General features: G+C 45.7%; 19 protein-coding genes. 6 read left to right on the forward strand and 13 right to left on the reverse strand.

The window, feature by feature from the left end; all coding sequences use genetic code 11:
- Nucleotides 1–100: 100 nt before the first annotated feature.
- Entirely contained in the window at nt 101–838 is a 738-nt protein-coding gene (locus A596_RS15930) for a tRNA-uridine aminocarboxypropyltransferase (RefSeq protein ID WP_039916524.1), read from the reverse strand.
- A 505-nt stretch (nt 839–1,343) separates the two neighbouring features.
- On the opposite strand from A596_RS15930, the gene dapE reads away from it, so the two are divergent.
- A complete protein-coding gene (gene dapE, locus A596_RS15940) occupies nt 1,344–2,495 on the forward strand; it encodes a succinyl-diaminopimelate desuccinylase (RefSeq protein WP_039916527.1) in 1,152 nt (383 codons plus the stop codon).
- A 503-nt stretch (nt 2,496–2,998) separates the two neighbouring features.
- Nucleotides 2,999–4,738 carry an FAD-binding oxidoreductase gene (locus A596_RS15945; RefSeq protein ID WP_039916529.1) on the forward strand — a complete coding sequence of 580 codons (1,740 nt, stop codon included), beginning with the start codon at nt 2,999–3,001 and terminating at the stop codon, nt 4,736–4,738.
- Between the two features lie 353 nt (nt 4,739–5,091).
- On the opposite strand, the gene A596_RS15950 is transcribed toward A596_RS15945, so the two are convergent.
- Nucleotides 5,092–5,715, reverse strand: coding sequence for a class I SAM-dependent methyltransferase (locus A596_RS15950; protein ID WP_039916531.1), 624 nt, complete (start codon nt 5,713–5,715; stop codon nt 5,092–5,094).
- A gap of 528 nt (nt 5,716–6,243) precedes the next feature.
- Between A596_RS15950 and A596_RS15960 the strand changes: the two genes are divergently transcribed.
- Both A596_RS15960 and A596_RS15965 read left to right on the forward strand, forming a co-directional pair.
- Entirely contained in the window at nt 6,244–7,452 is a 1,209-nt protein-coding gene (locus A596_RS15960) for an RtcB family protein (protein ID WP_039916535.1), read from the forward strand.
- Between the two features lie 74 nt (nt 7,453–7,526).
- The gene (locus tag A596_RS15965; RefSeq protein WP_039916538.1) at nt 7,527–7,739 is read left to right on the forward strand and encodes a hypothetical protein; all 213 of its coding nucleotides are present in this window, start codon (nt 7,527–7,529) and stop codon (nt 7,737–7,739) included.
- Here the strand turns inward: A596_RS15965 and A596_RS15970 are convergent.
- The gene (locus tag A596_RS15970) at nt 7,731–8,309 is read right to left on the reverse strand and encodes a PEP-CTERM sorting domain-containing protein (RefSeq protein WP_039916540.1); all 579 of its coding nucleotides are present in this window, start codon (nt 8,307–8,309) and stop codon (nt 7,731–7,733) included. The two genes, A596_RS15965 and A596_RS15970, sit on opposite strands and share 9 nt — an antisense overlap.
- 316 nt (nt 8,310–8,625) lie before the next feature.
- Between A596_RS15970 and A596_RS15975 the strand changes: the two genes are divergently transcribed.
- Nucleotides 8,626–9,360: a lipoprotein intramolecular transacylase Lit gene (locus A596_RS15975; protein ID WP_052417587.1), complete on the forward strand. Its 735-nt coding sequence runs from the start codon at nt 8,626–8,628 to the stop codon at nt 9,358–9,360.
- Nucleotides 9,361–9,519: 159 nt separating this feature from the next.
- Complete coding sequence (locus A596_RS15980) at nt 9,520–10,689, forward strand: glycoside hydrolase family 5 protein (RefSeq protein WP_039916542.1); 1,170 nt, start codon at nt 9,520–9,522, stop codon at nt 10,687–10,689.
- 60 nt (nt 10,690–10,749) lie between these two features.
- On the opposite strand, the gene A596_RS15985 is transcribed toward A596_RS15980, so the two are convergent.
- The 10 genes from A596_RS15985 to A596_RS16045 all read right to left on the reverse strand — a co-directional run bounded on the left by A596_RS15985 (nt 10,750) and on the right by A596_RS16045 (nt 20,615).
- Nucleotides 10,750–11,208, reverse strand: a complete 459-nt coding sequence (locus A596_RS15985; protein ID WP_039916543.1) for an SRPBCC family protein — start codon at nt 11,206–11,208, stop codon at nt 10,750–10,752.
- A 24-nt stretch (nt 11,209–11,232) separates the two neighbouring features.
- Nucleotides 11,233–11,733: a VOC family protein gene (locus A596_RS15990; RefSeq protein WP_084128461.1), complete on the reverse strand. Its 501-nt coding sequence runs from the start codon at nt 11,731–11,733 to the stop codon at nt 11,233–11,235.
- A gap of 147 nt (nt 11,734–11,880) precedes the next feature.
- Nucleotides 11,881–13,935, reverse strand: coding sequence for a glycogen debranching protein (locus tag A596_RS15995; protein ID WP_039916545.1), 2,055 nt, complete (start codon nt 13,933–13,935; stop codon nt 11,881–11,883).
- A 330-nt stretch (nt 13,936–14,265) separates the two neighbouring features.
- Nucleotides 14,266–15,876, reverse strand: a complete 1,611-nt coding sequence (locus A596_RS22720) for a cellulose binding domain-containing protein (RefSeq protein WP_084128464.1) — start codon at nt 15,874–15,876, stop codon at nt 14,266–14,268.
- A gap of 430 nt (nt 15,877–16,306) precedes the next feature.
- Nucleotides 16,307–17,473 (reverse strand): lytic polysaccharide monooxygenase, encoded by a 1,167-nt coding sequence (locus A596_RS16020; protein ID WP_052417597.1) that lies wholly within the window; start codon nt 17,471–17,473, stop codon nt 16,307–16,309.
- Between the two features lie 250 nt (nt 17,474–17,723).
- Nucleotides 17,724–18,173, reverse strand: coding sequence for a GNAT family N-acetyltransferase (locus A596_RS16025; protein ID WP_039916551.1), 450 nt, complete (start codon nt 18,171–18,173; stop codon nt 17,724–17,726).
- A gap of 12 nt (nt 18,174–18,185) precedes the next feature.
- On the reverse strand, nt 18,186–18,596 hold the full coding sequence (locus tag A596_RS16030; RefSeq protein ID WP_039916553.1) for a GFA family protein: 411 nt from the start codon (nt 18,594–18,596) through the stop codon (nt 18,186–18,188).
- Between the two features lie 13 nt (nt 18,597–18,609).
- On the reverse strand, nt 18,610–18,924 hold the full coding sequence (locus tag A596_RS16035) for a hypothetical protein (RefSeq protein ID WP_152600206.1): 315 nt from the start codon (nt 18,922–18,924) through the stop codon (nt 18,610–18,612).
- A 53-nt stretch (nt 18,925–18,977) separates the two neighbouring features.
- Nucleotides 18,978–19,547, reverse strand: coding sequence for a hypothetical protein (locus tag A596_RS16040; protein WP_039916555.1), 570 nt, complete (start codon nt 19,545–19,547; stop codon nt 18,978–18,980).
- 30 nt (nt 19,548–19,577) lie between these two features.
- Entirely contained in the window at nt 19,578–20,615 is a 1,038-nt protein-coding gene (locus A596_RS16045) for a Gfo/Idh/MocA family oxidoreductase (RefSeq protein WP_039916556.1), read from the reverse strand.
- Nucleotides 20,616–20,634 lie beyond the last annotated feature (19 nt).

Consider the following 20,634-nt stretch of genomic DNA (forward strand, 5'->3'; position numbering starts at 1 on the left):
CGCAAAACGCGATGAATTTTGTAGGAAATTAGCCATTAACGACCGGGGCAATTGGCTTATAACCAAACAGCAATAGCGATTGCCGATAGATTACTAACTGTTAATTACCTAATCGCGCGAGACGTGCATGCAATTCACTCGCTTGTGGCGGTACACAAGCGCGCGTTGCCAGGTAGTGGATGTTAAACAGCTCAAAATAATCGCGTAGCACGTCTGCGGTCACGCTCTCATTTGCCAACTGCAAACACAGTGCTGCCGCTTCTGCGGTGGATAAATAATTCTCCTGATGGGATTTGCGGACGGCATAACCACGCCCTTCAACCTCAGGCAACACCACGCAAGGAATCTTCTCCAGCCATCGACTTAAATGAAACATACGGCCACTTTGCTTCCAGGTTCCATCCAGCAAAATAAATGTATTAATTCTTTCATCTGAGGGTAAATCACTGATTAACTCCCGCGCATTAGCAGCAGCTTCATTTGCCTCCTCAGGAAAAACAATCAGGCAACGACGCTGTTGATCCGCCAAGAGCCTGAGTAATTTCTCATCAGGTTCGGTGCGGCTCCAACAAAAAACATGGGTATGCGCAGGCAATACATCTGCAATCAAACGCCCGGTATTAGTGGGCTTCAATACCTCATCGCGATGCATCAGCAAAATAAATTCACTGCGTGAACCCAGGGTTGGTCGCCATTGGCAAATACACGCATACGCAGCCAGCTGGCAATCATCACAACGAATCACTGACTTACCGCGCGCGAGGAATTCGCGTGTGGCTTCGGCCAGGCGACGGGAGCGGAGGGACAGGAATTGATTTCGGGTAGAGGAGCTAGCCATAGACAGGGGGCAATAAATAAAAAGCTTATTATCGTGCAATCGTCATAGAAAAGAGAAGCTTTTATTCGGCAACCTGCAACAACAAAACTGTTAAAACACACGGGTGCAGGCATTGCCACAAGAATCATCAGGAAATCATGCATGTTTAAATAAAAAATAAATTTAACAGCTCCCATTCATAATTTAATCTCCAAAAAAATCCATCGTTAAATTCGAAAATGTAAAATCAGAATTTTACAAAAACGCTCAATGGCATTGTTTAGGCTGCGATGGGTTTTCATTGCCCGCATGGTGCACCGGACCTTACCAATAACGTCATCGATTTTGTTCACCGTTTAAGCCCGCATTTTGTACGGGCGCAAACGAATCGCAATCTTGAGTCAGTGTTAACGCCTGGTATTGGCCCTGGAGGATCAGTAGTCCCATAGATTTATTTAGGCAAGCCATAGAACCCCGGGGAAAATCGCGTAGAATTGCCGCAGTTTTTTTGATCCTGGACAACACCATGACTTCTGCGTTAACCCCAACCCTGCAACTCGCCATTGATTTAATCCGCTGCCGCTCAGTAACGCCTGAAGATGACGGCTGCCAGGCGCTAATGATTCAACGCCTCGAAGCCATCGGCTTCAAAACCGAACACCTGCGCTTTGGTGAGGTAGATAACTTCTGGGCCATTCGCAATGGTTCAGAAGGAGAATCCGGCCCTATCCTCGCATTTGCTGGACACACCGATGTAGTACCCACCGGCCCCGAAACCCATTGGAATAATCCCCCCTTCGAACCAAAAATTATTGATGGCATGCTGCACGGCCGCGGTGCTGCCGACATGAAAGGTTCACTGGCCAGTATGGTCATTGCATGCGAGAACTTCGTTGCCAAATATCCCAATCACAAAGGTCGCATTGCGTTTTTAATTACCAGTGATGAGGAAGGCCCATCCGTTAACGGCACAGTAAAAGTGGTGGAGTGGCTGGAAGCACGCAATACCAAAATGACCTGGTGCATCGTGGGTGAACCTTCCAGTACCGCAATAGTCGGCGACGTGATTAAAAATGGCCGCCGCGGTTCTTTAGGCGCGGTATTAACCGTGAAAGGTATCCAAGGCCATGTGGCCTATCCACATCTTGCCGATAACCCTATCCATAAACTTGCTCCGGCGCTGGCTGAATTGGCTGCTGAACATTGGGATAATGGCAACGAGTTTTTTCCGGCTACGAGTTTCCAGGTTTCCAATATTAATGGTGGCACCGGCGCCACCAATGTAATTCCAGGCGATGTCACTGTCGTATTTAATTTCCGTTTTTCTACCGAATTAACCGAACAAATCCTGCGTAACCGTACTCATGCCATTCTGGATAAACACGGCCTGAAATACGATTTGCAATGGACATTAAGCGGTCAACCTTTTTTAACCGCGCGTGGTGATTTGGTAAATGCTGTAGTAAATGCGATTAAAACAGAAACCGGATTGGACACTGAATTATCTACTTCCGGTGGCACATCAGATGGGCGCTTCATCGCGCCAACAGGTGCGCAAGTGGTGGAGCTGGGCCCAATCAATGCCACCATCCATAAAGTGAACGAATGTATTAGTGCCAAAGATTTAAATACGTTAACGGCCATCTACGAAAAAACACTGGAAAATTTACTGGCCTGATTTTACTTCCCCTGCCCCCCTATAAATAAAACTCCTATGTGGCTTTATTTATAGGGGAAATTGAAAAATTGCCTTATTCAGATAAATCCAACTACTTGCCGGTTTGCTTTACATACTGACGTCATTTGCATCATGCAAAAAATCTTTTAAGCCAACACTTACTGAAAAAACGCTGCCGGTTTTATTTAAAAATGTTTTTGGCGACAATACTGATTAAAAAATTTTTGTGATATGGCCGACTATTTAGTAGTTATTTAATTGGCGATACGGGTTTTTGTTTTCCTAAACGCCAAAATCATGGCTTTACCCATTGACAAATTGTGCTGTTTTTCTTCGCGAACCTTTTGAAATCATTAACAAATCCAGACTTGTCATAATTCTTGCTCATGCTTGCTTTGACTGCCAGGAGTGTCGACTTTTTGAACGCTTTCTGCGTGCAGTTTCAAGCCCATCTTTTGCTATTCAAGCAATATTTGTCATTCAGCATTGAAAGGAAAATGAATATGACTAACTCTTTTTTCAGCGAAGCCCTGCGAATCCCCGGAACTAAAATCTTGAGTCGTGAAGAAGCGGCTTTTCAATACGGTGCAGATACCGGTGCGAGCAGCCGTTTGCCCGCTGGAGCCATCGTTATTAAAGAAGTGGATGCCGTTGAAGCAATCCTGGCCCTGGCCAATGAGTTTAAAGTTCCCCTCTGGCCAATCAGTGGCGGACGTAATTTTGGTTACGGAACATCACTGCCCGTTGATACACGCAGTTTTATTCTGGATTTATCGCAACTGCGTCGTGTGCATATTGATGTGCATTCATCGACCGCATTAATCGAACCCGGTGTTACCCAAAGTGATTTACACGCGGCGATAAAAAAATCCGGCGCTAATTTATTAGTTCCCACAACGGGTGTTGGACCCAACGGTAATATTTTGGGGAATGCACTGGATGGTGGATATGGTTTGACGCCGATTGCCGATCACTTTAATGCAATTTGTGAACTGGAAGGTTTTTGGGGTAACGGCACAGAGTTTCGTCACACATATCAGGATCTGGGTTGCGCCGAAATGGCCAAACGCTGGAATGCGGGCACCGGATATTCATGGGCAGGATTATTGCGGCAAGGCAATTTTGGCATAGTGACCAAAGCGCGCGTGCAATTGGCGCGCGCACCGGAAGCCACACGCATTTTAGTATTCGAATGGAAATCCAATGAGGCGTTTATTGCAAGCCAGGCCGAGCTGAATAAATTAACAGAAGATATTCCCGGCATTGGCGGCATTATTATGATGAATGATTGCCGCATTCTTTCTACGCAAGTCGATACTCCACTCGCATCACCACTCACCGGCGAAGCACGCGCAAATTATTTGCGTGGATTAGCAACACAAAGAAAAATTTCTGCCTGGACAGGCCTTGGAACCCTTTATGGTTCACGTGCGGCGGTTGCTGGCTCGGTAAAAGATATCCGTCGTCGTTTAAAAAATTGTCGTGTATGGAGCTTTAGCCCGGAGCACATTAAACAGCTGCAAAAAATCCAGGATTACTTGCCCAAGTGGGGATTCTCCGCACTGCGCCGCCATTTTGGTGCATTGGTTAATACACTGGGAACCGTTGAAGGCTATCCGATAGTGGCCTTTTTAAAAATCGCCTATGCGCTTGATCCCACCGCAAAAAAACTCGATTTGAATTCACATCCCGCCAAAGATGGTGCAGGTATTTTATGGTATGCCCCATTAGTGCCATTTACTGCCGATGAGGTAGAACGTTATCGCACAGTAATGAGTAAATGCTTAACCGATAACGGTTTTGATCCGTTGCTGGCAGTTACCTCACGCTCATCACGCACATTGTCCGGCACAATTCCGTTGTTGTTTGATCGCAAAAATCCACACGAAGTTTCGCGGGCAAAACACTGTTATCGCGAGTTGGTAAAAACCGGGTTGGAAAATGGTTGGCCACCCTACCGTTTAGGTGTGGATTATATGGACCTTATCGCCTGCCCTGTTGATTCACCCAGCGCACAAGTACAACAACTCTTGAAAAAAGCCCTGGATGAAAATGAAGTGATTGGCTCAGGTCGCTATGAACATAAAAAACCGGTTGCACCGTTCATTCCTGCCACCAAACCCTTACCCGCAGAAACGGAAAGTACATTATTAAGCAACGTTTTGGACAGCGCGTTTGATGCATCCAGCTACACCAGAATGTTCGCAAAAAATAACAAAGGAGAGTCGGTGGAAATCCAATAATTGCACTGACCAAAAACAATCACAATAATGGATGCGAGAAGGATTTTTTATGAACAGAATAATTGCTACTTTGCATCAAGGACGATGCCTGACTTTATGCAGCTAATTTTTTGTGACCATTTTTGTGCGGACAATAGCATCATGATCATGAAAGCCACGATCACTATAAATTGCAATGCAATCAATGTGTAAAATAAGGCGCATTCACGCGCCGGGGATACAACGGCGATGATTCTGGACTACTCATGACAAGCTCTCATAACACAGAGCTTGCCAAGCTAGTTATTGATGGGAAATGATGCTCATGCGCTTTGTAGCTGATTTACACGTTGTTAACGCGCAATTCATTAAGCTCAATTCAAATTGACGATAAGCAAACTACCGGTAAAACGTTTCGGCTCAAGGCAATACCAGGTCAACATTTCATTATCCCAGCGCTCGCATTTATCTACCAGATCCAGGAAAGGCTGACGCCCCGGATCAGCCAACACCAATTTTTTTACGCCGGCATTCGCAGCGCGCTTTAACAATGAAAACCATTCATCGGTGAGTTCCGGCCAAAAACAAATATCGCCACCGACGATCACATCGAACTTGGTTAAATCAGCTTTTTTCAAGGAGTCCATCGCACCCTGGCGGGTTTTGACTTCCACATTATTTAAATCAGCTTGTAGTTGTAAAAAACCGAATACCTGATCATCAATATCCAGGCCAGTAACCTTATGCCCCTGGTTTGCCAGATAAATTGACGTTGGCCCCCAACCACATCCCACATCCAGCACACGGCTTTTTTTCTTCAGTGGATTATGGGTGAAATAATCCATCAATAAATAGCTGGAGTCCCAATGGCGATCGCCGTGGGCGCTGGGCGCAGATTCCTTTTTTACCCGTTTAATTGCCGGACTTTTTTCTTTATACAACCAAATACCGTAAGCCGGGAATGTATTTTTTGCCGGGGGAATAAATAACTCAGGCACAGTAAATCCTCGCTATTTCCAGATTAAGAGTGATGGAACAATTGCTCACTGATGCTATGACAGAATTAAGACACTAATATGACTGGACATCACAATGCATTGGCAATTACCCGGCGCAAAAAAATCATTCGCAATTTTAAAAGGCGTTGACAGGCAAAAAAATCGGCGTATTATCGCCGCCAATTTTCAGGGGCCCGATTTCACGGTAACCCAATGTTCAATACCGCAAGCCCGCAAGGTTTCTTGCCCTAACTTTAACAGGAGTACTCACAATGACTTACGCAGGTTATACCAACGCATAACACCTTCTGAGTATTCATACCTGGAAGGTTTTTTAATACCTTCCAGGTCAGGCACAAAAGCCCTGATCGGGAAACTGATCGGGGCTTTTTGTTTCTCAATGTTTACTAACAGCGAATTGATTACGGAGCTTATCCCGATTCGCGTCAAATAGTAAGCGACTATCTTGCCCACCGGAAGGTTCACTCGACTTTTTCGCGCATCAATCAACGCGCGCAAGGGATTTTTATGCCTGTAAAAATTGAATTGAATAAAAATGCTAATAATGGTTTGAAGCCGGTAAAGATTTACACCAGCGATATTGAAAACCAGGCATTGGCGCAATTAAAACAAATTGCACAATTACCGATTATCCACTCGCACATTGCCGCCATGCCGGACGTACATATGGGAATCGGTGCAACGGTGGGGTCGGTAATCCCCACACTCAACGCGATTATTCCCGCTGCGGTGGGTGTAGACATCGGATGCGGAATGAGCGCGGTGCGTTTGTCAGTGAAGTCATCGCAATTGCCCGACAACCTCGCAGCCATGCGCGGTGCGATTGAACGGGCAGTACCAGTGGGTTTAGCTGCGCACAAAACCGTTAATGTGCGCACCAGTAGCTGCAACAAGCTCGCGTACGGTGTGGAGTGGCTTTTTGAAAAACATCCCACCGTAATGAAGATGCTGAAGCAACCGCAAACCATCTGGACCAAGCAACTGGGAACACTGGGAAGCGGCAATCACTTTATCGAAATTTGTGTAGATGACAACAAGGATGTGTGGGTGATGTTGCATTCCGGCAGCCGCGGGATTGGCAATGCCATCGGCCAATACTTTATCCAGTTGGCAAAAAAGGATATGGGCAAACATATCCATAATTTGCCGGACAAAGACCTCGCCTATTTCACCGAAGGCAGCGAGCACTTTGTGGATTACGTAACGGCGGTGAATTGGGCACAAGAATATGCGCGGATTAATCGCGAGGAAATGATGGGCTTGGTGTTGAGGGCAATTGTTCCATTCTTGCCAAAATTCCACGCCGTTCGCCATGCGATCAATTGTCATCACAATTACGTCAGCCGCGAGCAACATTTTGGTGCGGACGTAATGGTGACACGCAAAGGTGCAATCAGTGCGCGCGCGGGAGAACTGGGGATTATCCCCGGCAGCATGGGCGCCAAATCATTCATTGTGCGCGGTAAAGGTAACGCGGATTCATTTTGTTCCTGCGCCCATGGTGCAGGCAGAAAAATGAGCCGTACCGCAGCGCGCAATATGTTTAGTAAAGACGATTTGATTGCCCAAACCAAAGGCGTGGAATGCCGTAAAGACAAACATGTCATTGACGAAATCCCTGCGGCCTACAAAGACATCGACGACGTCATGGAGAACCAATCGGATTTAATTGAAGTGGTTCATACACTCAAACAAGTGTTATGTATTAAAGGGTGAGGGAAATATGGAAGTAGTATTGGTGGGTATATTTCATGACTATTTTTTAAAAATTATCCAAGAGGAATACTGCAATGCCAGGTAAAAAAGAAAGTCGCAATGGCCATGCATTCCACCCGATTATGCGCAAGGGTGGTGTGCATGAAAAAACCAACAAAGCCAAACGTAAAACAGATCGCCAACAAATGGCGAAAAAAGTGAACGATTATTTGGCAAAAAACAGTAATAAAAAAGCCGCGGAAGATTCCGCGGCCATTCCCCTCCTTGCATTCCCTGCGTTAGCTTGAAATACGACGGCGAGTAAAGTAAATCGACAACAAACCAATCGCCAACAACAAATTGATATTTGGCTCAGGGACTTTTACATCCGGTACGCCGGAACCAAATAAAAACATGTTAGACAATCCACCACCTTTACCTGCAACGCGCTCGTAGGAAAAAGAGCCTGAAGTCTCGCCGGGGCTAATCATCCAGGCAAAGGCATCGGGATCACCGCCACCCTGGCCAACATGCATAGTAATAACTGCACGACTATAACTTTCCCAGAAAGATTCATCGATATACCAGGTTCCCATCACATCCGTTCCCCAGGAATCTGTATCGACCGAAAACAAATCATTGCTGCCTTCCGCAGTCAATTCACCTTCTTTTATCCAATCGAAATCCGTTTCAAACAGAGCATTGAGATCATCTGAATCATTCAGATTGATTGAGTTTTGCGTTCTGCATTCAAGCGCATCTCCCAACGTAGCAACGCGCTGGTTATCCGGTTCACACGTAATAGGCCCCGCATTGGCAATAGAAACCCAAATTGCAGTTAACACACTAACGACATTGATTTTCCATGAGTTAGACATAGTTGCTCCTCCCACACCTAATGTGACATATGTCTCACTCACAAAAGCATATTTAATGCCGTCGCCAAAATCATCATATGAAACAACTGTTTAAAACTGACCAATCCGCCATTTGGGCACTTAAAACTGCAAAAATGTCATTTTTTTCGACTTTTTGGCACCTTAAATCTGTCAAAACCTTGTCATCGGGTGCTGGGTAACTACCGCGATGGAATGATTTTTTAACCGATAAACAGGTTGCGGGATGCAGAGGTAAAACCGACGTGGTAAGTTGCAGGCCAATTTCAAATCCTCAGAGACAGCGCCTTTCCCACCCATGAAGCGTTCCCTTTCAATTGTGTTCTGGCCCGTATTTTTTAGCTGCCAGTTAATCGCCCTTGCCCTTGTTAGCTGGCATCTATTGGCCCAATTCCATTTTGCGTATCCACTTGGGTATCAATTATTAGGATTGGATAAACACATCGCCGAATATGCGCCACTCAATCGCAACAAAGCGGATTTCGAATACACCACTCCCGCAGATCACTGGCGATTATTTGGTGAAATTACGGATGCGGTACAAGACAGTGGCCGCGGTTTGCAAAATATCAGTTACCCGTTGCCTAATGGACAAACCACCGGACTAATGCATGAAGCAGAAATTATTCACCTGCAAGATGTAGCCAATCTGATTGATCGGTTTTACCAGGCAGGGCTGATAGGTGCGGCGATATGGCTCATATTGATTGCCATCGCTGTCTTGAAAAAATGGCCACCGCCTTCCTATAAAAAAGTGTTAACCGGTTTTATTGCAGGTATCGCATTAATCACCGCAGCAGTGTTGGCAATAGGCCCAACCGATGTGTTTTACTGGTTGCATGTGCAAATTTTTCCCGCAGGCCATCAATGGTTTTTTTATTACCAGGATTCACTGATGACCACTCTGATGAAAGCACCGGATATTTTTGCTTTTATCGCTGTGTTTTTATTAGTGATATTGATCACACTGTGGGTCATCGCATTTTTGCTTTTCAAGCAAACCATTAATCACCGTTTAAAAAATAAAATATAATTTTTTAACCGATAAAAATCCCGGAATATTAAGCTTCTATCTGGTAATGACAGTGAGTGGCCAGCCCACTCCTGTTTTGTTAGAGTCCTGCCCCGGCGGAATTTAACTGACTGAATTCCCTCCTCGAGTTATCCGATTCCAATAAAAGAGCTAATAACCATGAAGCTGTATTTGAAACTCTTTGCCGCATTTTTATTGTGCAGCCAATTAATTGCTTGTAGCGCTACGCCCAAGACTGCCACACCTCAAAAACCGGAACAAAACCACGGTTTTACCAATACCCAGCAATCGGCGGATGAATGGTGGAATATTCCCTATCCACAATCATTTGATGCAAAAAAACTGGAGCGCAAACAAAGCCTGATTAAAGTACAAGGCAAGGGCTTTGTAACTGAAGATGGCAACGCATTTATTTTTCGCGGTGTAAATATTGCGGACCCGGGCAAACTGTATCAGCAAGGTCGATGGAACAAGGCACTGTTTGAAGAAGTCCATCGCTGGGGGGCAAATACAATTCGCTTACCGATTCATCCACTGTCCTGGCGCAAATATGGTAAAGACTGGTTCTTTGAACGCATTGATGAAGCAGTGCTCTGGGCCAATAGCCAAGGACTGTATTTAATTATCGACTGGCATTCCATCGGCAACCTTGAAGCCGAAATGTACCAACATGTGATGTATGAAACCACGCAACATGAAACGGCCGACTTCTGGCGCAAAATTGCATTGCGTTATCGCACAGTGCCTACCATTGCGGTTTATGAAATTTTTAATGAACCCACACATAACTATATTGGCACCGGCGATTTTTCGTTAGGCAAAGCGAGTTGGGAAAGCTGGCGTAATTTGCTGGAAGATTACATCGATTTAATTCGCCTCTATAACAAGAACGCTATTCCATTGGTGGCCGGTTATAACTGGGCTTATGATTTATCTCCCGTCGCCACAGCGCCGGTGCGTCGCGATAACATTGCTTACGCAATTCATCCTTATCCGCAAAAAGCCAAGCCGCAAGATCCAACCAAAGCAAACTTTTTTGCGATGTGGGAAAAAACCTGGGGCTATGTTGCTGACAAATATCCGCTGATCGCCACCGAACTTGGCTGGGCCAAAGAAACAGATTACGGCGCGCATGTGCCGGTGATTAACAACGATGGAACCTACGGGCCAAATATTGTTGAATATATGGCGAGAAAAGGTGTGTCCTATACAGTGTGGGTTTTTGATCCGGAGTGGTCACCAGTGATGATCAAGGACTGGAATTTTACACCGTCAGAACAAGGTGAATTTTTCAAAAAAGAAATGTTGAAGGCACGAAAAAATAAATAATAAAAGTCCGGTCACTGCTGTTGATACGCCTTATACAGAGTGACCGGAGTTTAAAGGTTGTTATTTCCCGGCCGCCCTTCGATTAACTTCCGCCGCATATTTTTCCAGGTTCTGCTCATTCGCCGGTGATACAAACTGGCGAATTTGCTCATAGTGTTCAACGGTATCAAATAATTGTTGCCAGTGAACCAGGGTAGCCTCACCCGAAGGTTCAAACGTAATCGTTAAAATAAAATGATGACCGGATAAATGCTCAATCACGATCCGCTGATTATCACTGACTTCTAAAAACCGGCTTTCATTTTCATAATCATTGCCATCAGGGCCGTGCATGGTATGCCGCCACTGACCGCCGGTGCGAAAATCAAACTCATGAAATGTATTGGAAAAGCCCGCAGGTCCCCACCACCGCTCCAAACTATTTGCATCGCGAAATGCAGCAAACACTTGTGAGACAGGAGCATCAATGCGACGACTTTTTACATCGGTTCGTTGCTGTTCGGATTCCGGCAATGCCATAGGCAAACTCCTTAAATAATTATTTCAACAAGTACGCTCGTTCACTGTATCAACGACCAAGCGATGTTGCTTGTCAAAAACCCACACTTCTTCGTAATCTACTTCAAATAAATGACCATCCGGATCTTTAAAATATCCCGCAATTCCGAAGGGAGTACGTGTCGCCGGTTTTACTAATTCCCCACCCGCCTCCACTGCTTTGGCAAGAATTGCCGGCACTTCTTCTGGCGTTTTTGCCAGGTATACAAAGCCCACCCCATTGAAACCACCTGGTTTTGCAGAGTCCGCCAAAGAGTCCGCAGCAAAAACCTCACGCCCTATTAAACATAACGCGTAACCGCCCAGATCAAACTTCACAAATTCATCATGACCTGTCGGTGATTTCTGCCATCCCAAGGCTTCATAAAACGCTTGGGATTTCGCAACACTCTCTACACCCAACAAAATCAAATGCAGGCGTTGGCTGGGCGCAATAGATTGAATTTCTACTGATGAAAAAATATGGCCAACTTCTTTTTTTAACATTATGTTTCTCCTTGCTGATGAATGTAGGACTTATTTTGCAAAACGCATTCGCCAGCTTCTGTCAGTATAGATGTAGTATTGGTCGTTAAAATAGGATTTTGATCTAACATCACCGAGCGCAATGATTACTTTTTAACCCTAAAATAGTTACTCTCTTTTTTTGATAAACACCGCCACCGAGCGAGCATTTACCCAATAACTATCGCTGGTCAATAATAGTGATTCATTAGTATCAACAATATCGTCAGGCCCGCTTAGACTCGTATCAACCACCAAATGCCAGGCGCCCGATTCCTGAATACGAAACTCCAATGCTTGCCAGTACGCGTTAATCATTACATAAATATCATCGTCAAACTCCGTTGCACCCAGAATGCAAAAAGCTAGCGTGCGCGAATAACTGGCCAGGTCCACAGCCCCCGAAGTTCCATACCATTTCACCTGGTCACGCCAAAAACGACTGCGCCCAATAGACGGATGTTGTTTGCGAAATTGAATCATTAATTTAAAAAAACGAAACATGTCCGGGAATTGTTGCAGCTGGTGCCAGTTTAACCAGGAAATTTCAGTATCTTGATTGTAAGGATTGTTATTACCATGTTGGGTATTCAGAAATTCATCGCCCATTACAAACATCGGTGTGCCGTTGCTCAGCATTAAAATGGTGAATAGATTTTTTATTTGCTGTTTGCGCAATAGCAATATGTCATTAGGAAGATTTTCATCACCTTCCCAACCGTGGTTCCAACTGAAATTACTGTCAGTCCCGTCAGTATTATTATTGCCGTTGGCAAGGTTACGTTTATGATGGTAGGACACCAGATCGTATAAACAAAAACCATCGTGGGCAGTAATAAAATTAATACTTTGGTACGGATGATAGACATCAGGTAGATTATCCGGAAATAAATCGGTACTGCCATAAATGCGGGACATCAATGCGGGTACTTGTTGTTCATCGCCTTTCACAAAACGCCGAACTGTATCGCGATATTCACCATTCCATTGCAACCAACTGATACCCGGGAATTTGCTGCCTAATTGATAACTATTAATATCCCAGGCTTCCGCAATCAAGCGGATATCCTGAAAATCGGGGTCAGATGTAATCGCAGCAATAATAGGTGGATCAATTAAATTGACACCGCCATTACTATCGCGTGTAAAGATAGAAGCCAGGTCAAAACGGAATCCATCGACATGCATTTCCTTTACCCAAAATCGCAGGCTCTCCACAATTAAATGACGCACATAACGGTTGGATGTATGGAAAACATTTCCCGTACCACTGTCATTCATGTAGTACTCGCGATTGTCCGCGAGCAAATAATAGGTGAGATTATCCAGCCCGCGAAAACTGTAGGTCGGCCCAAGTTCATTGGTTTCCGAGGTGTGGTTGTAAACCACATCCAGAATAACTTCGATTCCGGCCTGGTGCAGCGCTTTCACCATATCGCGAAACTCGTCCATTTGTTTACAACGTTGCGGAAATTGGCTGTAAGCATGGTGGGGCGAGAAAAAATTCAGGGTCATGTAACCCCAATAGTTTCCTTCTTGCGGATCAAATTGATGCACCGGCAATAACTCAACCGCCGTGATTCCCAATTCCTGCAAATAAGGGATTTTTTTAATAACTCCTGAATACGTGCCACGCTCATTAATTGCTACGCCAGAACTGGGGTCGCGAGTAAAACCGCGCACGTGCATTTCATAAATAATTAAATCGTGTTGATGTCGTGGGGGCTTTACATCGCCAGCCCAATCATAGGATTCACTATTGTTGGGCGGCAGTACACCGAGCGGCGCTTTACCCATAGTCGAACCCGGTTGCGCACATGCACCACGGCTGTAATCCGGAGGAAAAAATACCCCGCGCGCGTAAGGGTCAAGCAATAATTTTTGCGGATCGTATCTATGCCCTTGCGAAGGATTGAATTCACCCAGGGCCCGATACGCGTAATATCGGGCATCCTGTGCATCCTCCAAGGCAACACGTATATGCCAGATGCGACCGGAGCGATTTTTGATAACATCAAACACCAATTCCGCTACCGGCTCGGTGTAATTCCCCTCACGGAACAGCAACAAAATAATGCCCGTTGCATTGCGTGCATATATTGAAAAATTAAAACTTGTTTCAGAGGGTATCCAGGTAACCCCTAACGGAGTGGGGCTACCTTCAATTGCAAACCAGGAATTCATAATAACTCCTTGCGTTATCCACGCTGGAAAAATAAACACTGGCTATAAAAATGATGTTGGATATATCCTGGTAAATCGACACAAGAAAAAAAAGCGAATGGGAATACTCATGGAGAGTCTAGCTTCCCCGAAAAATCACGGAGGGAACAGATCAGGATATGAGAGACACTATATTATTCTAAAAAATTTCAAATGCCTTATTTCACTAAAGCAGTGTGAGTATTTCCCAAAACGAAAAGTAAATTGCGTAGCGGCAAAGATATTTGATCGGAAAAATTTTGAACCCCTGAGGAAAACACTGCGTGCATTACACGCAGTGTTTTTAAGTACTTAATTACAAGTGCTTTTAATATCGTTTAAGGGGCCACGGTTCATTCCGGAGCGCGATGTTAACTCCGCCGGGCAAGCGACTTCTTTATATTTAAGTGCGGGATTATCGGCAGCTTCAAACCAGTTGGCGTACCAGGTACAGGCTTGTTGCAATTCAGTTAATCCGCGCGAACCAAACACACTATTACAACGACTGGTCAAACAACTTTTGTATTGCGCCAGGCTCGCGTTGTAACCCAGCTCCTGTTTACACGCGGCGAGGAAACCGCCGTATTGCGCGCCCAATTCGGAATTGGAAACGCCCCATTGCGCGGAACAGGCGTTAAATGCGCCAACACCACCGCCGGGAACCAGGATATCGAACTGGCCACCACCTACGTCGTAACCAATATTCGTGGCCTGTACGATCATCACTTTTCCCGCAAGCGCGGAAGAACCGGGATCACCCGGCGAATTATGGGATTGACCGGTAAACTCTAGTTGATAACAACGTCCGCACACATCGCCGCTGGCAGTCGCCGCATAACCGTAGGCTAATTTATCGCTCACTGCAAAAGGTGCCATGCCCCAACACATATGCGCACCACCACCACCGTTGCCACAAGCACTGCCGGCATTGACATCAGTTAAGCGTGAGTTATTGCTGCCACACGCAGGCAATGGATTCACCACCGAAGGAACGTTTGCAGTCCAGCTGCAATGCGCTTTACAACAATCCCAATAGCGGGTTGCATAACCGTTGCAAGTTGCGCCCAACGTAATGCTACTCGTAGATGAACTGCTTAACGATGAACGGGATGAAGAGCTGGACGATGGCAAGGTATTTACACTGGACGAGCTGCGGCTGGTTGCAGCTGCACTTGAAGAGCTACGGCTGGTAGCAACTGCACTGGATGAATTGCCCGCATTTACAATACCGTAAGGTGCCGGCTGGCTCGCACAAGTTGTACGACTTACACAACTCTTGCCATTTTCATAACCCCAACCACTGGTTGTGCTTGCACAAAGAGGTGTAATCGTTCCGTACCAATTACAGGCTTCGCCATTAATCGATACTGCACTTGATGACGATGAGCGCAGCGATGACGATGGAGCACTGGAAGAGGTTCGTGGCGCAGAACTTGGCATGGCAGAAGAACTGGTGCGCGGCGCACTGGAACTGGCAAGGGTTGAAGGTGTACTGGAAGTAATTACCGAACTACACACCGCTCCGGTAATAACCGGTACTTGAGCCCTGCTCGCACCATTGGTTCCCTGTACACCGAATTCCACACTGGCATTTACACCAATCGTGCTATTCCAGTTAAGCGCTGTTGCCGTGTAAGGGTTGGAGCCGGAGATATTTGCATTCCAGTTGCTGGTTATACGCGAACCATCCGTGTAATTCCAGCCAATGTTCCAGCCGGAAATACTGCCGGTACCATTATTGGTAATGCGCAGGGTCGCGGTGAATCCGCTGCCCCAATCATTGGCAACAATGTATTCACATTGCGCTGCCTGCGCAGTGTTTATATTCGCGGTAGCGATTACAATGGATACACCGATGATCCAGCGTTTTACTGCAGCCGGTTTTTTCAACGTTGTTTTGTATATAGCCGAGAGCAATTTCATTTATCGGTCCTCTTTATTTATTGGTCTGGTCAAGGGGTGTTAACCCGATCAGGAACAACAAAAATAATGGGCGGCAATCACTCCACTAAATTGAAATTAGCGAGCGACAATGCAGTGATGCAAGCGATTCCCCGGAGCAGACTCCGAGCAAGGTCAACACGGATACAGCAGGGAAACGCCAGAGGTTGATAACAACAGGAGAGATTTTTTGAATTTTATTTTTGTAGCGGTAAGACTAGCGCAGCAACCTGAATTTACAACGCAGGAATCATCAATCTGTGACTGGATTAACTTGAATGTGTCGCGCGAAAAATTATCTATAAAAAAACGGCAACAGAAGCTGCCGTTTTGTTTCATCAATGATTTTATTTTTATAAAGCCAATAACATTATTTCCAGCTTTTTAATGTTTATTAGCAACTACGTATTTTTTATTGGCAACTACGTACTAAAGCCCACGCATTTGCCCACGCCCAGCCTACGCCTGGTTCGTAAGGTCCACCAACAGTACACCAACCACCAACGGTGCAGCGGTATTCACTACCGGCATTGCGTACGACTGCACCTGTCGCATAAGTCGCCCCGTTAACATAAGCAGGTGATGTGCAACTTCCAGCAGGTGTCGATGAACTGGAGCGTGAACTTGCTTCTGCCACAGCGCTACGCGATGAAGAAACGGCAGTCGCCGAAGACGTACCACCGGAACCATTACAATCCCCCAAATCCAGCCAGTAGTTAAATTGGCCCGAGGTCAGTTCAGGATTGTTGCCCTGCGTCCAGTAATTTGCCTGGTAACGTTTATTGTTGTATTTCACTTGTTGCGGCTTGTTGTAAATAGTTCCGGCATCCCAGGCCGGCAAAGCCGCACAGGTATCACTGCCAATGCTACTACCCACCGAGGAACTTGAAGCGGGACGCGAACTGGATGTAGACGGTGTCGAACTCACCGGATCATTGCCGTATACCACATCAATACATTGGTAAAAGCCTTCAGGAGCGTCAGCATAATCGCGTTGCCAAATACTGTAGACAACATGTCGCCCGGTACGCGGTGGCAAATTAACCTGATGACGGGACACGGCCTCCTGGCCCGTGGGCGCGGACTGGTGAATCTGTTCCAGATCAGACCACTTCAATGGTTGATTTGGGTTATAACCTTGCTTGGTGATGTAGTAGCGGAAATACATGCTGCGATGCTGGGCGGTATTCGTCCACACAAATTCGCGATAACCCGCTTGCACCTGGGTTGCCGGCCAATCGCTGCGCGCCAGATCCAAACCACCGTAACCCCCAACGCCGGCGCTACATAATTTGCCATCGGGAATAACTGTTTCGTGGTTATCACGCACGCCGCCAATCGCAATACTTTGCGGTGAATAAAATCCCACATTCCCTGCTGCCTTTGCCGCGATACACGCAGGTAAGGTCGGGCTTTCAATATTATTTTCCTTACACACAATCACCCGCGCCTTGGGTGATGACACATAGCCATGCGCGCTCACATCAACTGCACCCAACAATGCAGTAGCGGCAACAACAGCAGAAAAACCAATATCTCTAACACGGGAAATCGCGGAACGCTTCGGAATTATTTGCACTTTCACTTTCTCCTTAAATAGGCAGCAAACCACACACGCTGCTCTCGTTAGTTGAATAGCGTTTCCTGCCACCAACAAACCGGTGCGGTTTATAGCAGGCAAAAAAAGCCTAAAACCCCTCGTAAGGAAAGGCCAGTACGAGTTTTGGTTTTAAGGTTCGACTTTGGGAGAAAGCGTCCCGCTTTAGGTGAGACGATATGGACACGCGTACGACTTTATATTTAGGCGACAACCGATCAGCGCATAGTAGTTATTTACATTTTTCCAAATACACCAGTTCTGTTTTACCTGAAATCGCAGTCTTAAAATTTTTATAACCACGACTTTTATAGAAAGCGAGATTTTTATGACTTTTGGAACCGGTGAATAATTCATAACGTGCAGCTGCAGGAAATAGAGATTCCAATGCTAGCAAAATACCAGAACCAATCCCCCGCCCCCAAAAATCCGGGTGCACGATTATACGGCCGATGCGCACAGAACCATTTTCCAATGTTGCCTGGCCACTGCCGACAATTTCATCATCGATAATCACTTTCAGAATTTCTTTTGCGGAAAACTCAGCGCGCAATTGTTCTATAGTTTGGATTAACGGAAGAATTGAAAAATCATTGTTTAATTCCGCTTCTGAATGATAAGCACGCTTTTGTAATGCGAGAATTGTTTCAGCATCCGTGACTACTGCTTTGGTTATTTCCATAAAACCGGTTCCCTATTTCTGTCTATCTGCAGGATGATTAACACCATCGTATGTAGAAATTTTTTTAATTTTTAACGGATTAATGCCATCAAGGCATCCCACATTAAATCCATACTGGGACGGATTTGACCGGCGTTGGTGGTGAGTGTAAACACCACAATTACTACAAAAATAATGCCTGGCGGTTTTTGTATTGAATTGATAAAGCTTTAGCAGTGCTTCGCCTTTGACAATGCTTATTCCTGATAACGGAATGGAAGCTACAACTGCACCTCTTCTCCTGCATAAAGAGCAGTCACAACGACGCACATCAATCAAACCATCCGGCAAGTCCAGCTCAAACTCTACGCCACCGCAATGGCAGGTTGCCTTATGTTTTGGCTGGATAACTACACCGTCTACTTCCTTTAAATTGATAGTCATATTCCGCTCCTTTTTAACTCTGCGCCACGATCAACTCTTTAACAATCGCGCTACAGGCTTGGTTGGAAACCTGGATTTTCAGTGTTTCAATACCGGTAAAATAAAAAATAAAACAGTTCTTTTTATTGCTGCCACCAACCAGGCGTTTAATATCGGTGGCACTCACAACTTGATAATCGTATTCCGCATCCGGTGAATTTTTGGCGATATTGAGTTTAACGTAGCCTTTGCCAATAGCCTCTACGCTTTCAACATTATCTGGCATACGGCCTGCAAAGCTGGGCATACAGAGTGACAGAAGGAATAAAGCAGCGAGTAATTTTTTCATGGAAAACTCCAACGATATAGAAAAATCTGGAGGGCAATTGGTCTGCGGCAAGGTTACTGCAGATTGCATTGGTTCCATTCATCAAGGCGCTGGAAAAATTGCAGGGTTTCAGCTGCCGCATTTTCTTTCATGTAATTTTCAAACAAGGATTTTTTTGCGCAAATCCGGTGGGAAACATACCAGCTCAGGGGATAGCGCACGTCCTCTATTTTGACCAGGCTTGAACGAACAGCAATTTCCATCTGGCTGATTAAAAATAATGATCGATCAAACCGGTCGACAATATACTTCGCTTTTGCATCGCTAACCGGATTTTCCAACGCGTCAAACACCGTTTGTGCATTAACTAACGTTTTACTACCGTTTATTTCGTACTCACGCCCTTCGTCATCCCAATCCATCATTTCCATTGCAACCCAGCCGTCATCGGCAAGCATAGTGCTTACCATTTCCTTGGCCATTTTTGCCTGCTCCCAGCGTAATTCACGAGCGCCTTGCTGATTGCTTTCCCACAACTGGAACACACCGGTGAAAATAGCAATCAAGCCACCGGCAACGCCAATAAAGCCCACCACTGAATCCAGAAAATTTTTATTGCCTGCAGGATTATTATTGTCAGTCATTGGAAGTACCTTTTCGCCCGTCACTTGTCATTACACCGAAATCAAACGCCGCTGTTTAGCGCTTTCTTCCGCAGCCAATAACAGCTCTACGCCAAGCAATGATTGCTGCGGTAAAAATGCAAGCGGGGCTTTAGCGGTAATGGCGTCCACAATATTTTGATAATAATGTTCGTAGTAACCGCGTTGGCCGGGAATGATGCGGCGCGTGGATTCACCGTTATTGTGCGTGTGAAGCACACCGTAATTATCGTCACCCGGTTGCGCCCAGCCGGACATGCCCGGAATGATTCCGCGCATCATTTGGCTTTCCTGCACATCTTGTCCAAATTTCAGGAATGAGCCTTTATCGCCGTGGATAGCAACCGTTGCACCCTTTTCACTAACGTAAGTATTGGAGCGCAAAATTACGCGCATATCGTCGTAGTGAAAAATCGTATTGAAATAATCAGTTGAACCTTCTGCGCGACGCAAGCTGCGCATATCCGCATAAACGGCATTGGGTTTTCTGAATAAACACAACATGGAATCCACCATATGGATTCCCAGATCAAACCAGGTGCCGGAACCCGGTAAATTATCTTCCTTCCATTTTTTGTGCGTGACGTTAGTGCGATAGCGGTCATAATGCCATTCGACTTCTACAATACGCCCTAATTCACCGGACTGGACAATCTGTTGTGCATCAAGATGATCACTTTCCAAGCGTTTATTTTGAAACACCGAAAGGATCCGATTTTTTTGTTGCGCCAATGCAATTAACTCATTGCCTTCAGCCACACTTAATGTGAACGGTTTTTCTACCACCACATGTTTACCGGCAAGCAAGGCTGCTTTGGTCATCGGATAATGATGCTCATTGGGTGTATTCACCACTACCAAATGAGTATCCGGGTGGGCAATTAATTCATCAAAACTTTTTACGATATTTACCTGCGGATAATCCGCCAGCGCCGTTGGTTCATTGCGCTGCAAAATACTGTGAAGGTTCAAGCGGGAATCGGCGGTGATCAACGGTGCATGAAATACTTTGCCGGACATGCCATAAGAACAAAGGGCAACATTTAACATGGTGGTGTAATGTCTCTCA

It is taken from the genome of Cellvibrio mixtus subsp. mixtus J3-8, assembly GCF_000766945.1.
GTDB classification, from domain to species: Bacteria; Pseudomonadota; Gammaproteobacteria; order Pseudomonadales; family Cellvibrionaceae; genus Cellvibrio; species Cellvibrio mixtus_A.

Excerpts from the sequence above, each read along its gene's own strand:
- A596_RS15930 (WP_039916524.1), bottom strand. The coding sequence starts at position 838 with ATGGCTAGCTCCTCTACCCGAAATCAATTCCTGTCCCTCCGCTCCCGT.
- dapE (WP_039916527.1), top strand. The coding sequence starts at position 1,344 with ATGACTTCTGCGTTAACCCCAACCCTGCAACTCGCCATTGATTTAATC.
- A596_RS15945 (WP_039916529.1), top strand. The coding sequence starts at position 2,999 with ATGACTAACTCTTTTTTCAGCGAAGCCCTGCGAATCCCCGGAACTAAA.
- A596_RS15960 (WP_039916535.1), top strand. The coding sequence starts at position 6,244 with ATGCCTGTAAAAATTGAATTGAATAAAAATGCTAATAATGGTTTGAAG.
- A596_RS15965 (WP_039916538.1), top strand. The coding sequence starts at position 7,527 with ATGCCAGGTAAAAAAGAAAGTCGCAATGGCCATGCATTCCACCCGATT.
- A596_RS15970 (WP_039916540.1), bottom strand. The coding sequence starts at position 8,309 with ATGTCTAACTCATGGAAAATCAATGTCGTTAGTGTGTTAACTGCAATT.
- A596_RS15975 (WP_052417587.1), top strand. The coding sequence starts at position 8,626 with ATGAAGCGTTCCCTTTCAATTGTGTTCTGGCCCGTATTTTTTAGCTGC.
- A596_RS15980 (WP_039916542.1), top strand. The coding sequence starts at position 9,520 with ATGAAGCTGTATTTGAAACTCTTTGCCGCATTTTTATTGTGCAGCCAA.
- A596_RS15985 (WP_039916543.1), bottom strand. The coding sequence starts at position 11,208 with ATGGCATTGCCGGAATCCGAACAGCAACGAACCGATGTAAAAAGTCGT.
- A596_RS15990 (WP_084128461.1), bottom strand. The coding sequence starts at position 11,733 with ATGTTAAAAAAAGAAGTTGGCCATATTTTTTCATCAGTAGAAATTCAA.
- A596_RS15995 (WP_039916545.1), bottom strand. The coding sequence starts at position 13,935 with ATGAATTCCTGGTTTGCAATTGAAGGTAGCCCCACTCCGTTAGGGGTT.
- A596_RS22720 (WP_084128464.1), bottom strand. The coding sequence starts at position 15,876 with ATGAAATTGCTCTCGGCTATATACAAAACAACGTTGAAAAAACCGGCT.
- A596_RS16025 (WP_039916551.1), bottom strand. The coding sequence starts at position 18,173 with ATGGAAATAACCAAAGCAGTAGTCACGGATGCTGAAACAATTCTCGCA.
- A596_RS16030 (WP_039916553.1), bottom strand. The coding sequence starts at position 18,596 with ATGACTATCAATTTAAAGGAAGTAGACGGTGTAGTTATCCAGCCAAAA.
- A596_RS16035 (WP_152600206.1), bottom strand. The coding sequence starts at position 18,924 with ATGAAAAAATTACTCGCTGCTTTATTCCTTCTGTCACTCTGTATGCCC.
- A596_RS16040 (WP_039916555.1), bottom strand. The coding sequence starts at position 19,547 with ATGACTGACAATAATAATCCTGCAGGCAATAAAAATTTTCTGGATTCA.
- A596_RS16045 (WP_039916556.1), bottom strand. The coding sequence starts at position 20,615 with ATGTTAAATGTTGCCCTTTGTTCTTATGGCATGTCCGGCAAAGTATTT.